This is a genomic window from Dokdonella sp. (assembly GCF_017744955.1).
Classification (GTDB): domain Bacteria; phylum Pseudomonadota; class Gammaproteobacteria; order Xanthomonadales; family Rhodanobacteraceae; genus Dokdonella_A.
Map to the genome: position 1 here is coordinate 1066051 of NZ_JAGIAG010000001.1, position 13375 is coordinate 1079425.

General features: G+C 69.0%; 10 protein-coding genes. 5 read left to right on the plus strand and 5 right to left on the minus strand.

Features of this window, described 5'->3' with window-relative positions; genetic code table 11:
* Window positions 1–61: 61 nt before the first annotated feature.
* Window positions 62–400, plus strand: a complete 339-nt coding sequence (locus J7520_RS04345) for a glutaredoxin family protein (RefSeq protein WP_291184503.1) — start codon at window positions 62–64, stop codon at window positions 398–400.
* A gap of 82 nt (window positions 401–482) precedes the next feature.
* Window positions 483–989: a DUF4920 domain-containing protein gene (locus tag J7520_RS04350; RefSeq protein ID WP_291184506.1), complete on the plus strand. Its 507-nt coding sequence runs from the start codon at window positions 483–485 to the stop codon at window positions 987–989.
* Window positions 990–1131: 142 nt separating this feature from the next.
* Here the strand turns inward: J7520_RS04350 and J7520_RS04355 are convergent, their stop codons facing one another.
* Window positions 1132–2157, minus strand: coding sequence for a tetratricopeptide repeat protein (locus J7520_RS04355; RefSeq protein ID WP_291184509.1), 1026 nt, complete (start codon window positions 2155–2157; stop codon window positions 1132–1134).
* A 79-nt stretch (window positions 2158–2236) separates the two neighbouring features.
* Entirely contained in the window at window positions 2237–4054 is a 1818-nt protein-coding gene (gene lpdA / locus J7520_RS04360) for a dihydrolipoyl dehydrogenase (RefSeq protein WP_291184512.1), read from the minus strand.
* 218 nt (window positions 4055–4272) lie between these two features.
* Here lpdA and J7520_RS04365 point away from each other — a divergent pair, with 218 nt between their 5' ends.
* Window positions 4273–5703 carry a hypothetical protein gene (locus J7520_RS04365; RefSeq protein WP_291184515.1) on the plus strand — a complete coding sequence of 477 codons (1431 nt, stop codon included), beginning with the start codon at window positions 4273–4275 and terminating at the stop codon, window positions 5701–5703.
* Between the two features lie 96 nt (window positions 5704–5799).
* Here J7520_RS04365 and J7520_RS04370 read toward each other — a convergent pair whose 3' ends face one another.
* Both J7520_RS04370 and J7520_RS04375 read right to left on the minus strand, forming a co-directional pair.
* Window positions 5800–6492 carry an aspartate/glutamate racemase family protein gene (locus tag J7520_RS04370; RefSeq protein WP_291184518.1) on the minus strand — a complete coding sequence of 231 codons (693 nt, stop codon included), beginning with the start codon at window positions 6490–6492 and terminating at the stop codon, window positions 5800–5802.
* Window positions 6492–7892: a dihydrolipoyllysine-residue acetyltransferase gene (locus J7520_RS04375; RefSeq protein ID WP_291184521.1), complete on the minus strand. Its 1401-nt coding sequence runs from the start codon at window positions 7890–7892 to the stop codon at window positions 6492–6494. The genes J7520_RS04370 and J7520_RS04375 overlap by 1 nt, the downstream gene beginning before the upstream one ends.
* Before the next feature lie 179 nt (window positions 7893–8071).
* Here J7520_RS04375 and J7520_RS04380 point away from each other — a divergent pair, with 179 nt between their 5' ends.
* Both J7520_RS04380 and J7520_RS04385 read left to right on the plus strand, forming a co-directional pair.
* The gene (locus J7520_RS04380) at window positions 8072–9388 is read left to right on the plus strand and encodes an amidohydrolase family protein (protein ID WP_291184524.1); all 1317 of its coding nucleotides are present in this window, start codon (window positions 8072–8074) and stop codon (window positions 9386–9388) included.
* 261 nt (window positions 9389–9649) lie between these two features.
* The gene (locus tag J7520_RS04385; RefSeq protein ID WP_291184527.1) at window positions 9650–11785 is read left to right on the plus strand and encodes a phospholipase C, phosphocholine-specific; all 2136 of its coding nucleotides are present in this window, start codon (window positions 9650–9652) and stop codon (window positions 11783–11785) included.
* 13 nt (window positions 11786–11798) lie between these two features.
* Here the strand turns inward: J7520_RS04385 and J7520_RS04390 are convergent, their stop codons facing one another.
* Entirely contained in the window at window positions 11799–13361 is a 1563-nt protein-coding gene (locus tag J7520_RS04390; RefSeq protein WP_291184529.1) for an IPTL-CTERM sorting domain-containing protein, read from the minus strand.
* Window positions 13362–13375 lie beyond the last annotated feature (14 nt).

Here is a 13375-nt window from a genome sequence, read left to right on the forward strand (position 1 = left end):
TCCCGCGGACGCGCACTCTGACCTCGGGCCGTGATCGCGGCGTCGAGGACGGGAGAGCGAGATGGTGAAGCGAATGCTGCGCGTGGTGGCGCTGGCCGTGTTCGGACTGGCCGCCGTTGGGTCCGGGCTCGCGATCGCGGCGTCGAAGTCGCCGGCCGGCGAGCCGAAGATCGTCATGTACGCGACGCAGACCTGCGGCTACTGCGCCAAGGCGCGCGAATACTTCAAGGCGCACGGCGTGACGTGGGACGAGCGCGACATCGAAACCTCGGCGCAGGCGGAGCAGGAATGGAAGGCGCTGAACGGGCAGGGCACGCCGCTGATCCTGATCGGCGAGGAGAAGGTCAGCGGCTTCCATCAGGCCCGCCTCGACACATTGCTGGCGAAGTACGGGAAGTAGCGCGCCGACGGGAATCGAGGCGCATGCGACGGCGCGGCGGCATTCGGTGAATAATCGCGCTTCCGCCGATCGGAGCTTCATCATGCGTCTCGCACTCGCCCTTTCCCTGCTGCTCGCCGTTCCCGCCTGGGCCCACGACCACGCCGCCGCCGGGCACGCGCACGGCGGCGACGATGCCCCGGCCGCCGCAGTGCCGGTGCAGAAGACCGCCGACGGAGCGGTCTACGGCGCCAAGCTCGCCGATATCCTGCCGGCCGCGGTCAGCCTGGACAGCGTGGTGGCGAAACCCGAAGCCGCGCTCGGCAAGGCCGGCGCCTTCAGCGGCCGCATCACCCAGGTGTGCCAGAAGCAGGGCTGCTGGCTGGTGCTGAGCGGCGAGAGCGGCGAGTTCGCGCGCGTGTTCATGCACGACCACGCCTTCAGCGTGCCGAAGGACGCGAGCGGCGAAGCGGTCGTCTACGGAACGCTGGGCGAGAAGAAGCTTTCGGCCGAAGAGGCGGCGCACCTGAAGAAGGATGGTGCTGCTGCGCCGGCGGAGCGCGAGTTGCAGATCGATGCGACGTCGGTGCTGATTCGCGCGGCGGGGTAGTTCTGCGAGGAAGCTTGCTCGCGGAGACGCAGAGACGCGGAGAAAGGCGAAGGCGGTTTGTTTTCTCCGCGTCTTTGCGCCCCTGCGAGAGAAGCTCTCGTTGATGCCACGCGCACGTGTCTCGCAGCTCCGCGAAGCGGCATCAGGATGTCGGCTTCAACTGTTGCAGCCGTCTCTTGGCATCTTTCAAAGTGTCCCCACTGCGCTTCGCCGTCGGTAGCGCGATGTATTCGCGGAAGGCTGTGGCGGCCGCGTCCTCGTCGCCCTTGGTCTGCAATGCGATACCGAGGCGGTATTGCGCACCACGCTGCGGATCGAGTTCGACGGCGCGGCGCAGGGACGTGATCGCCGCGTCGACCTGCCCGGTCTCCAGCTCGCTGCGGCCGTAGCCGAGGCACAGGCTCGCGTCGTTCGGGAAACGTTCGCGGCCGCGTCGGAATGTCTCCAGCGCTTTGGCGGTCTGCTTTGCTTCCAGTTGTCGGAAGCCCAGGCTGGTCAGGGCGCTGCGGTAGCCGTCGGCGAGATCGGCGGACGCGAACGCCTCCGGCGCCAGCAGCAGCGCACCGGCGCGATCGAGCTGGCCGTTCTGCAAATGGATGCCCGCGCGCAGCAGTGGGGCGGCTTCCGGTCGCACGGCTTCGAACGCCGCCGTGTTGCGCTCCGCCTTGTCGGCGCCGCCGCCGACGATACCGGGAGCCATCAGGTAGAACTGGTTGAGGTCGTCGCGTGCAGTGAAATTGCGCGGATCGAGTTCGACCGCCTTTTCGAGTTCTTCCCGGACGCGTCCGGCGTACTTCATGCCCTTGAGCATGCCGCCGGATGCGGCGATCGCGCCGTAGGTTTCGCCGAGCGCGAGATGGCACAGCGCCGACTGCGGGATGCGCTCGAGGCAGGGCTGCAGCGTATCGGCGAGACGTTCGAGATCGGCGGTTTCCTTGATGGTTTCCAGCCCGGCCCGCGCCAGCAGCCAGTACGCCTGCTCGTCGGTGGGGTCGGAGGCGAGGCGCCGCTCGGCGAGTCGGCGCGCCTCGTTGTAGCGCTTGTCGCGCAGCAACGAATCGGCGCTTCCGTCGTCCGCGATGGCGGCGAGCGTCGTCGCGGCGAGCAGCGCGGAGCAGACCGCTCCGATCGCTGCGCCGAGTTTTCGCCAGCGTGCACGCTCGTCCATGCTCGGCCTTCCTTGTGATTGGGCGCTTACGGATCGGGGATCGTATCTCGTGGATCTCAGCCGCCGTGCCGACTCCGTCTCACTTCTTTTTCGGTATGTACAGGTCGGTGATCGTGCCCTCGTACACCTCGGCCGCCATGCCGACCGACTCGCTCAAGGTCGGATGCGGATGGATGGTCAGGCCGATGTCGGCGGCTTCGGCGCCCATCTCGATTGCCAGCGCGGCTTCGGCGATCAGGTCGCCGGCGTTCGGCGCGACGATGCCGGCGCCGATGATGCGATGCGTGGCTTCGTCGAACAGCAGCTTGGTGAAGCCTTCGGTGCGGCCGATGCCCACGGCGCGGCCGGAAGCCGCGTGCGGGAACTTGCCGACGCCGTAGTGCACGCCCTGTTTCTTCGCCTCGGTCTCGGTCAGGCCGACCCAGGCGATTTCCGGATCGGTGTAGGCGACCGACGGAATCACGCGCGCGACGAACTCGCTCTTCTGGCCGGCGGCGACTTCGGCCGCGACCTTGCCTTCGTGCGTGGCTTTGTGCGCGAGCATCGGCTGGCCGACCAGGTCGCCGATCGCGAAGATGTGCGGCACGTTGGTGCGCATCTGCTTGTCGACCGGGATGACGCCGCGGTCGGTGACGGTGACGCCGGCCTTGTCGGCGCCGATCCTGCCGCCGTTCGGCGCGCGGCCGATCGCGACCAGCACGCGGTCGTACAGTTGCGGCTCGGGCGCCTTCTCTCCCTCGAACGTTGCCTTCAGGCCCTTCTTTTCGGCCTCGATCTTCGCGACCTTCACCTTCAGGTGGATGCCGGCGTAGCGCTTGGACAGGCGCTGCTGCAGCGGCCGCACCAGGTCGGGATCGGCGCCCGGCATCAGCTGGTCCATCAGTTCGACCACGGTGACCTCGCTGCCGAGCGCGTCGTACACGCAGGCCATCTCCAGGCCGATGATGCCGCCACCGACGACGAGCAGTTTCTTCGGCACTTCCTGCAGCAGCAGCGCGTCGGTGGAATCCATCATGCGCGGGTCGTCCCACGGGAAGCCGGGCAGCTTCACCGCCTGCGAGCCGGCGGCGATGATCGCCTTCTCGAAGCGCACGAGCTTCTTGCCGTCCTTGGTCTCGACCTCGATCTCGTGCGGCGACACGAACACGCCGGTGCCTTGCACGACGGTGACCTTGCGCTGCTTGGACATGCCGGCCAGGCCGCTGTTCATCTGCGCGACGACCTTATCCTTGTAGGCGCGCAGCTTGTCGAGGTCGATCTTCGGCTCGCCGAACGCGATGCCGATGTCGGCCGAATGTGCGGCTTCGTCGATGACGCGCGCGGCGTGCAGCAGCGCCTTCGACGGGATGCAGCCGACGTTGAGGCAGACGCCGCCGAGCGCGGCGTAGCGCTCGATCAGCACGGTGTTCTGGCCGAGGTCGGCGGCGCGGAACGCGGCCGTGTAGCCGCCGGGGCCGGAGCCGAGCACGACGACCTGGCATTCGATGTCGGCCTTGCGGCCGCTGGCGGCGGCGGCCTGCGGCGCCTTGCTTTCGCCGGCCTTCGCGGAGGAATCGCCGTTCGTCGCCGGACTAGCGGAAGCCGTAGTGGGAGCGGCCGGAGCCGCCTTCGCGCTGCTTCCGCCCGCCGCAGGCGACGGCGAAGACGCAGCCGCCTCCGATGCCTCGATCACCGCGACGACGACACCTTCCGCCACCGTGTCGCCGAGCTTGACGCGCAGCTCCTTGACCACGCCGGCCGCGCTCGACGGCACTTCCATCGTCGCCTTGTCCGATTCCAGCGTGACCAGGCCCTGGTCCTTGGCGACGGTGTCGCCGACCTTCACCAGCACCTCGATGACCGGCACGTCGGTGTAGTTGCCGATGTCGGGAACCTTGACTTCGATCGTGTTGGCCATGATGCGCGCCGTCGCTGGAGGGAGCCTCGGATTCTACCGGCGACGCCGCGTAAATCGCGAGGAAACGGCACGCGGCCCGATGCGGAAACGTGCGCGAGCACGAAATGATCCCTGTGCGATTCGTTCTCCGTACCTGAGAGCGGACTCCCCGCCGCAGCTCGCGCGGGCGGCCGATCTTCCGTTCCGCTCGCGCGGACGCCCCATCCGGAGACGTACTCATGACGATTCATCGCAAGTCCGCATCTCACGCCGCCGTCGCGGCGCTGCTCGGCCTCGCCGCCGGCGCGGTGGCCGCCGAACCGGCCGACGGCGTGCTCGATCCGACGTTCGCCGGCGACGGCAAGGCCGTCGTCGGCTTCGACATCAGCGCCGCCGGCCCGATCGACAACGCCCTGGACAGCGTGGTCGACGGCTTCGGCCGCATCTACCTGGTCGGCACGGTGATGACCGGCGCCGGTGCGCGCATCGGCATCACGCGCCTGCGCCAGAACGGCAGCCTGGACACCGGCTACGGCCCCGACGACGTCGGCCTGGTCGTCGCGCCCGAGCAGCTCGGCTTCAGCCTGACCGGCGTCGCCGCCGCGCTCGACACCCAAGGCAACCTGCTCGTCGGCGGCACCGTTACCGTCAACGGCAACGACGATTTCGCGCTCTGCCGGTTCAACATTGACGGCGCGTTGAGCGCGTTCCCGAACGGCTCGCAATGCGTCAACGTCGCCTTCGACCTGACCGGGCCCGGGGGCAACAAGTCCGACGTGCTGCACGACATCGCGGTGCAGCCGGACGGCAAGATCGTGATGGTCGGCAGTGCGGTATTCAGCCAGACGCATACGCACGCAGCCGTCGCGCGCATCGACACCCAGGGCAACCTCGACAGCGAGTTCGTCAACGGCGGACGCAATTCCTTCACGCCCACCAACGGCCGCTACAGCAAGCTCAAAGCGGTGGCGATCCAGACCAACGGCAAGATCGTCGCGGTGGGCAACGTCGAATTGAACAATTTCCCCTACGACGACCTCCTCGTCGTGCGCCTGAATGCGGACGGCCATCCGGACACCGCGCTCGGCGCGAACGGCGCGAAGGTGCTGAGCTACTCCGCCCAATCCCTCGACGAGTCGCTCAACGCGCTGGTCCTGCTGCCCGGCCATCCGCAGCTGGCGCTGGACCAGACGCTGATCGCGGTCGGCTCGATCCAGGACCAGATCGGCAGCGAACAGCACTACGGTCTGGTCGCCGCGATCGGCCCGGACGCGGAACCGATCAGCGGCTTCGGTACCGGCGGCAGCGGCTTCCGCATCGACAACACCGGCTACGACCTGGTCTTCAACGGCGTGGCGAGGGAAGCGAGCGGCGGTCTCCTGGTCGCCGGCACGATCCGCGCGAACGCCAATCCGGCGACGACGACGGACTACTACGTGACGCGCTTCCTCGCCGACGGCTCGACCGACCACGACGCGTTCAGCCCGCCGAACGGTTTCAGCATGATCGACGTCGACGGCGGCAACGACGTGGGCAACGCGATCGCGCTGCAGAACAACCGCATCGTCGTCGCCGGCGCCTCGCTGGTCTCGGCCGGTCCGCCGCCGAACCTGGACTTCTCGGTCGTCGGCCTGCTGCGCGACCGGATCTTCGCCGACGGCGTGGACTGACGCGCGTCGCGGCAAATTCCTGGCTTCACGGACGAACGGAAACGGGATCGGACGCACCGGCATCCGATCCCGCGCTCGCTTCCACGCGGAATGCGCTCAGTCGGCGAGCGCCCAGTCGGCCGCGTGTTCCGCGTGGATGGCGGTGGTGTCGAACAGCGGCACGACGCTGTCGCTCGCGTCGACGAGCAGGCCGATCTCGGTGCAGCCGAGGATCACCGCCTCGGCGCCGGCGGCGACCAGGTCGGCGATCACCGCGCGATATGCGGCGCGCGATTCCGGCACGCAGCGGCCCTGGCACAGTTCCTCGTAGATCACGCGGTGGACGACCGCGCGCTGCGCTTCGTCGGGTACCCGCACGTCGAGCCCGTGCCCGGCCAGACGGCCACGATAGAAATCCTGCTCCATCGTGAAGCGCGTGCCGAGCAGGCCGATCTTCGTGAAGCCGGCGGCGCGAATGCGCGCCGCGGTGGCGTCGGCGATGTGCAGGACCGGAACGCGCAGCACCGGCTCGATCTGCGGCAGCACGCGATGCATCGTGTTCGTGCAGATCACCAGGCCCTGTGCACCGGCGCGCTGCAGCGCCTGCGCCGCGTCGGCGAGCACCTGGCCGGCGGCGTCCCAGTCGCCGCGATGCTGCAGCGCCTCGATCCTGGCGAAGTCGACGCTGTACAGCAGCAGCTCGGCCGATTGCAGGCCGCCGCGCCGTTCGCGCACGCGCTCGTTGATGCGGCGGTAGTAGGGAATCGTCGACTCCCAGCTCATGCCGCCGAGCAGGCCGAGGATGCGCACTACAGCAGTACGCGCCTCATGTCGGCGAGCACCTGGCCGAGATAGGCGGTGAAGCGTGCGGCGGAAGCGCCGTCGATGACGCGATGGTCGTAGCTGAGGGACAGCGGCAGGATCAGGCGCGGCTGGAATGCCTTGCCGTCCCAGACCGGCTTGGTCGCCGACTTGGACACGCCGAGGATCGCCACTTCCGGTGCGTTGACGATCGGCGTGAACGCGGTGCCGCCGATGCCGCCGAGGCTGGAGATCGAGAAGCAGCCGCCGGACATGTCGGCCGGGCCGAGCTTGCCGTCGCGCGCCTTCTTCGCCAGCTCGCCGGTCTCCTGCGCGATCTCGATCACGCCCTTCCTGTCGGCGTCGCGCAGTACCGGCACGACCAGGCCGTTCGGCGTGTCGGCGGCGAAGCCGACGTGGAAGTACTTCTTCAGGATCAGGTTCTCGCCGCTCGCGTCGAGCGAGGCGTTGAACTCCGGATACTTCTTCAGCGCGGCGACCACGGCCTTGATCAGGAACGCGAGCATGGTCAGCTTGATGCCGCCGCTCTTGTCGGCACGCGCCTCGTTTTCCTTGTTGAGCTGCACGCGCAGCGCCTCGAGGTCGGTGACGTCGGCATCGTCGTGCTGCGTCACGTGCGGGATCATGACCCAGTTGCGCGCGAGGTTGGCGCCGGAGATCTTCTTGATCTTCGACAGCGGCTTGCTCTCGACCTCGCCGAACTTGGCGAAGTCCACGTTCGGCCACGGCAGCAGATTCAGTCCGCCGCCGATCGCACCGCCGGCCGTGGCGCGCGGCGTGGCGCCGCCGGCCAGCGCGGCCTTGACGTAGTTCTGCACGTCCTGCCTGGTGATGCGGCCCTTGCGCTCGCTGCCCTTGACCTCGGCCAGGTTCACGCCGAGCTCGCGCGCGAACAGGCGCACGACCGGGCTCGCGTACGGCACCTTGTCCGGCATCACCGTGCTGGCGTCGAACGGCACCGGCGGCGTGCGCGGGCCGGCGGCTTCCGGATCGAGGCCGGGGCGCGCGTCGGCGATCGCCGGCGCGGGCGCGGTGGCCGGCGCCGGTTTCGGCGCTTCGGCAGCGGGCTTGGGCGCTTCGGTTTTCGGCGGCTCGGCCTTCGCCGGTGCCGCTGCGGCCGGGGCGGACGCGGGCGCCGCTGCGGCACCCGCGGCTTCGATCAGCGCGACCACGGCGCCTTCCGAGATCTCGTCGCCGACCTTGACCTTGATCTCCTTGACCACGCCGTCGAACGGCGCGGGCACTTCCATCGTCGCCTTGTCCGACTCCAGGGTGACCAGGCCCTGGTCCTTGCTGACCGTATCGCCGACCTTGACCAGCACCTCGATGACCGGAACGTTCGTGTAGTTGCCGATATCCGGCACCTTGGCTTCGCTGGTGGCGCTCATGGACGTCCTCGTCGTGATGGGGCGGCGCCGGGCGCCGCGTCGAAGGTTGACGAGGATAACGCAATGCGCGCGGATTCGACCCGTCGCCAGCCGATTCGCGGCATGACTTGCGCCGCATGCCGAAGCGGGTGCGTTCGATGCTAGCGTGCGCGTCTTCCCTCGCTGCCAGGAGCCCGTCGATGCCCGCGATCCGCTTTCCCGCACTGTTGCTCGCTCTCGCCTTGCCCGCGTTCGCGCCGGCGGCGGAAACGCCGGCGCCTACGAGGGTCGCGCTGACCGCCGCGCGCCTGATCGCGCCGGAGCAGGGCAAGATCGTCGAGCATCCGCTGGTGCTGATCGAAGGCGATCGCATCCGCGAAGTGCGCAGCGGCGGCGCCGTTCCGGACGGCTACCAGAAGATCGACCTCGGCGCGGCGACCCTGCTGCCCGGCCTGATCGACAGCCATGTGCATCTCGGCGGCGATCCGACGCTGTCCTCGGGCAACTACTACGAGGACACGCTCAAGCGCAGCGTGATCGACGACGCGGTGACCGCGCACGTGTTCGCCAAGCGCACGCTCGACGCCGGCTTCACCACGGTGCGCAATCTCGGCTCCGGCGCCTACATCGACGTGGCCCTGCGCAACGCGATCGACGCCGGCCGCATCGAAGGCCCGCGCATCCTCGCCGCGACGCTGGCGCTCGGCGCCACCGGCGGCCACGCCGACGACACCACCGGCTACTCGCCCTACATCGAGTTCCACGGCGCCTCCGGCGTCGCCGACGGCGTCGAGGCGGTGCGCAAGCAGGTGCGGGAGAACGTCAAGCGCGGCGCCGACGTGACCAAGTTCATGGCCAGCGCGGGCGTGCTCAGCGCCGAGGAGTCGGTCGGCGCGCCGCAATACTCGCAGGAGGAAATGAACGCGATCGTCGACGAGTCGCATCGCTGGGGCCGCAAGGTCGCCGCGCACGCGCACGGCGCCGAGGCGATCAAGATGGCGATCAAGGCCGGCGTCGACTCGGTCGAGCATTGCAGCATGATCGACGAGGAGGGACTGAAGCTGGCCAAGCAGCACGGCACCTGGCTGGTGTTCGACGTCTACAACGACGACTACATTCTTTCCGAGTACGCCCGGCTCGGCTATCCGGCGACGATGGTCGAGAAGGAGAAGAAGGTCGGCCGCCTGCAGCGCGAAAGTTTCCGCCGCGCCGTGCAGGCCGGCGAGAAGCTCGCCTTCGGCACCGATGCCGGCGTCTATCCGCACGGCTGGAACGGCAAGCAGTTCGCCAAGATGGTCGAATGGGGCATGACGCCGATGCAGGCGATCCAGGCCGCGACGACGAACGCCGCGGAACTGCTCGGCCGTGGCGACCGCATCGGTGCGGTCAAGCCCGGCTACTACGCCGACCTCGTCGCGGTGAGCGGCGATCCGCTCGCGGACGTGGCCGTGCTGGAGCGCGTCGGCTTCGTCATGAAGGGCGGGGCGCTGGTCAAGAACGAGATCGCGCCGAAATAGCCGTCGCTTCGACCGCCAGCGCGAGAAAGCGGCGCGCGGCGCGATGGGTGAGGGCAGGCGGCGCATGTCGCTTCGATTGCCCTCGCGCGTCGCTCGCGCGGCCCGACCTCTCCCGCCGACGGGGAGGGGGAAGCGGCCCCACGTCATCCAACTGTTACCGCGCTGCCCACGAACCGTCACGCCTGGTTCGCGGCATCGTCATTGCCTGCGCCGAAGCTGCGCCCGCCCGATCCGACCCCTGCGGATCGCACGGAGCGCGCCATGCCGTCCCAGAGCCGCCGCGATTTCCTACGCCTTGCCGCCGCCTCGATCGGCAGCGCCACCGCCGCCAGCCTGCTTCCGGGCGTGATCCGCAAGGCGCTCGCGCTGCCGGCGAACAACGCCACCGGCACGATCCGCGACATCGAGCACATCGTGGTGCTGATGCAGGAGAACCGCTCCTTCGACCACTACTTCGGCAGCCTGCGCGGCGTGCGCGGCTTCGGCGATCCTCGCGCGATCCGCCTGCCCGGCGGCGCGCCGGTGTGGCAGCAGCCGAACGGCTTCGGCCACGTGCTGCCGTTCCGTCCCGAGGCCGGCGACCTCGGCCTGCAATACATGGAAGGCACGCCGCACAACTGGCCCGATTCGCACGGCGCCTGGAACCGCGGCGTGTACGACCAGTGGATCGCGCACAAGGGCACGACCACGATGGCGTACTTCACGCGCGAGGACATCCCGTTCCACTACGCGCTGGCCGACGCGTTCACGATCTGCGACGCCTACCACTGCTCGCTGATGGGCGCGACCGACCCGAACCGCTACCACCTGTGGACCGGTTGGGTCGGCAACGACGGCAACGGCGGCGGCCCGGTGGTCGACAACGCCGAGCTCGGCTACGGCTGGAGCACCTATCCCGAGCGCCTCGAAGCGGCGGGCGTCTCGTGGAAGATCTACCAGGACATCGGCGAAGGACTCGACGCGGCCGGCTCGTGGGGCTGGACCAGCGATCCGTTCATCGGCAACTACGGCGACAACTCGCTGCTGTACTTCAACCAGTATCGCAACGCGCAGCCCGGCGACGCGTTGTACGAGAAGGCGCGCACCGGCACCCACGCGCTCGGCGGCGAGGACTACTTCGACCTGCTGCGCGCCGACGTGAAGAACGGCACCTTGCCGCAGGTGTCGTGGATCGTCGCGCCGGAAGCCTATTCCGAACACTCCAACTGGCCGGCCAACTACGGCGCCTGGTACGTCGCGCAGGTGCTCGACATCCTGACGTCGAACCCGGAGTTGTGGAGCAAGACGGCGCTGTTCATCACCTACGACGAGAACGACGGCTTCTTCGACCACGTGCCGCCGCCGTACGCGCCGTGGTCGAGCAGCGTCGGCCTGTCCACGGTCGACACGCGCGACGAATTCTTCGCCGGCTCCGGCAGCTACGGCGCCAATCCGTACGGACTGGGCAACCGCGTGCCGATGATCGTCGTCTCGCCGTGGACGCGCGGCGGCTGGGTCTGCTCGGAGACGTTCGACCACACCTCGCTGATCCGCTTCATCGAGGCGCGCTTCGGCGAGGACTATCCGAACCTCGTCGAGACCAACATCACGCCGTGGCGGCGCGCGGTCTGCGGCGACCTGACTTCGGCATTCAACTTCACCGATCCGAACGCGGCCCTGCCGGCGCTGCCGCCGACCGACGGCTACCTGCCGCCCGACCAGGATCGCCACGACGATTTCAGTCCGTTGCCGCCGGCCGAACAGGTGATGCCGAAGCAGGAGCCCGGCGTGCGGCCGGCGCGTGCGCTGCCCTATCGGTTCGACGTGACCGGCCGCATCGGCGACGGCGACGGTCGCTACTGGCTCGACTTCGCCAACACCGGCACGGCGGGCGCGGTGTTCCACGTCTATGCCGGCAACCGTTCGGACGGGCCGTGGACCTACACGACCGCCGCCGCGACGCAGGTATCGGACTATTGGAGCGCCGCGGCGGTGACCGGCGGCGTCTACGCGCTGTCGGTGTTCGGCCCGAACGGGTTCCTGCGCGAATTCGCCGGCAACGTGCACGACGCCGGTGCGACGGGCCGCGCGGCGCCCGAGGTGATTTCCAGCCCTGACGCCGAGGTCCTGGTGCTGCATCTCGCCAACCACGGCAATGCCGACTGCGTGCTGACCCTGCGCGCGAACCACTACGCCGACGAGACGCAGACCGTCGCGCTCGCCGCCGGCCAGACGATCGAGGTGAACTGGCCGCTGGCCGCGCACGCGAACTGGTACGACCTCGACGTCGAATCCGACCACGACGCCGGCTGGCGTCGTCGCCTGGCCGGTCACGTCGAGAACGGCACGCCGAGCACCAGCGATCCCGCGTTCGGCGAGGACGTGCGCGACCGCGTGTTCGCGAACGGATTCGACTGACGCGTCGAGTGCGTCAGCGCCGGCCGGCGGCGCGTCGACGGTGACGCATGCCGCCGAGGCCGAGCAGGGTCGCCAGCAGCGCCGTCATCCACGTCGACAACGTGGGCACCGGAACCTGTTCCCTCGGCGGCAACGCTCCCTGGCGCTCGAACGCGCCGATGTCCGCTGCGGCGCCGTAGACGCGAGGGAAGTTCGCGCCGCGTTGGTCGGACGCAAGGCCGTTGGGATTGCTGCCGTGGTCGATGGCCGGGCTTTCCTTGCTCAAGGCGTGCGTGCGTGTGGGGCCGCCGTTGAGGTTCAGCGGTTCGAGCAGCGGATCGAGTTCGAGCGTGTCCGTCGGCAAGGTGAACAGCGGGCCGCGCGCGCCGATGAGATTGTGGTTGCCGTCGATGGTTTGCTCGACCGCGGTGGAGTAGTTGTTGCGCTGGTTGCCGACGTTTTCGCCGAGGTCGTCGTCGCCGCCCGCGTCGAGGGCATTGCCGAACACGACGCTGCTGCGGAAGTACGAGCCCGGTGCGTTCAGCCACACACCGCCGGCGTCGCGCCCGGCGCGATTGAAGGCGATGGTGCTGTTGTCCATCTGCAGCGTCGACGGCCGGCGCAGGAAGGCGCCACCGCCGATCTCGGCCTGCGCCTGGTTGCCGGAAATCGTGCTGTTGGACAGGCGCAGATCGCTGAACGCGGCGACGCCGCCGCCGCGGCCCTGGCTGAAGTTCGAGTCGATCGTCGAGTTGTAAATGCCGCCGCCGCGGATGGCCATCAGGCCGCCGCCGATGCCGTACGAATTGAAGCGCGGATCGGCCTGGTAGTCGGCGCGGTTGGAGCTGATCGCGCTGTCGAAGATCTGCATGAAGTACGCGTAGCCGCCGCCGCCGAAACCGGCCGTGGTCGCGTCGTCGAGGCGACCCGCGGCGAGGTTTCCGCTGATCAGGCTGTTCTGCATCAGCAGCGCGTAGGAAAACGTGCCGCCGCCGTAGGAGCCGACGCCGACCGCCTTGCAGTCGCTGACGGCGGCGTGATCGAGGCTGAGATAGCTGCGCGCGGCGATGCAGCCGCCGAACGCGACGTCGTGGCCGGTGGCGCGATAGTAGCCGCCGCTGACGGTGAGTTTCTGCAGCGTCAGCGTGCCGAGGCCGTAGTGGATGAAGACGCGGTCGCGTCCGCCGCCGTCGATGACGGTCCGGTCCGCTCGGATTCCGGTCAGGGTCAGGTTGTCGAGCTCGATCGGGATCGCGCCGGTTTCCAGCGTGATGCGGCCGCATTGCAGACGGGTGAGGTCGATCGTGTCGGACTCGCCCGCCGCGGCGATCGTCGCGCGCAGCGAGCCGGGGCCGTCGTCGTCGCAATTGGTGACCGTCCGGATCGCTGCCGGCGATGGGGACGGGCCGGGACGCCGATCGAGTCCGGCCAGCTTGCCGAACAGCGGCCAGCCCGATTCGTCGCGCAGGCGCGGCCATGCGGCGTCGGCGGCGGCTCGGGAGTTTTCGCCCATCGTGGCGGCGAGCATCGCCGCCGCCAGGGCCGCGGCGAGGTGACGGCGCCGCAACGGCGCGGGGTGGAACGGAGCGTCACTCATGCGGCAGCTTCCCA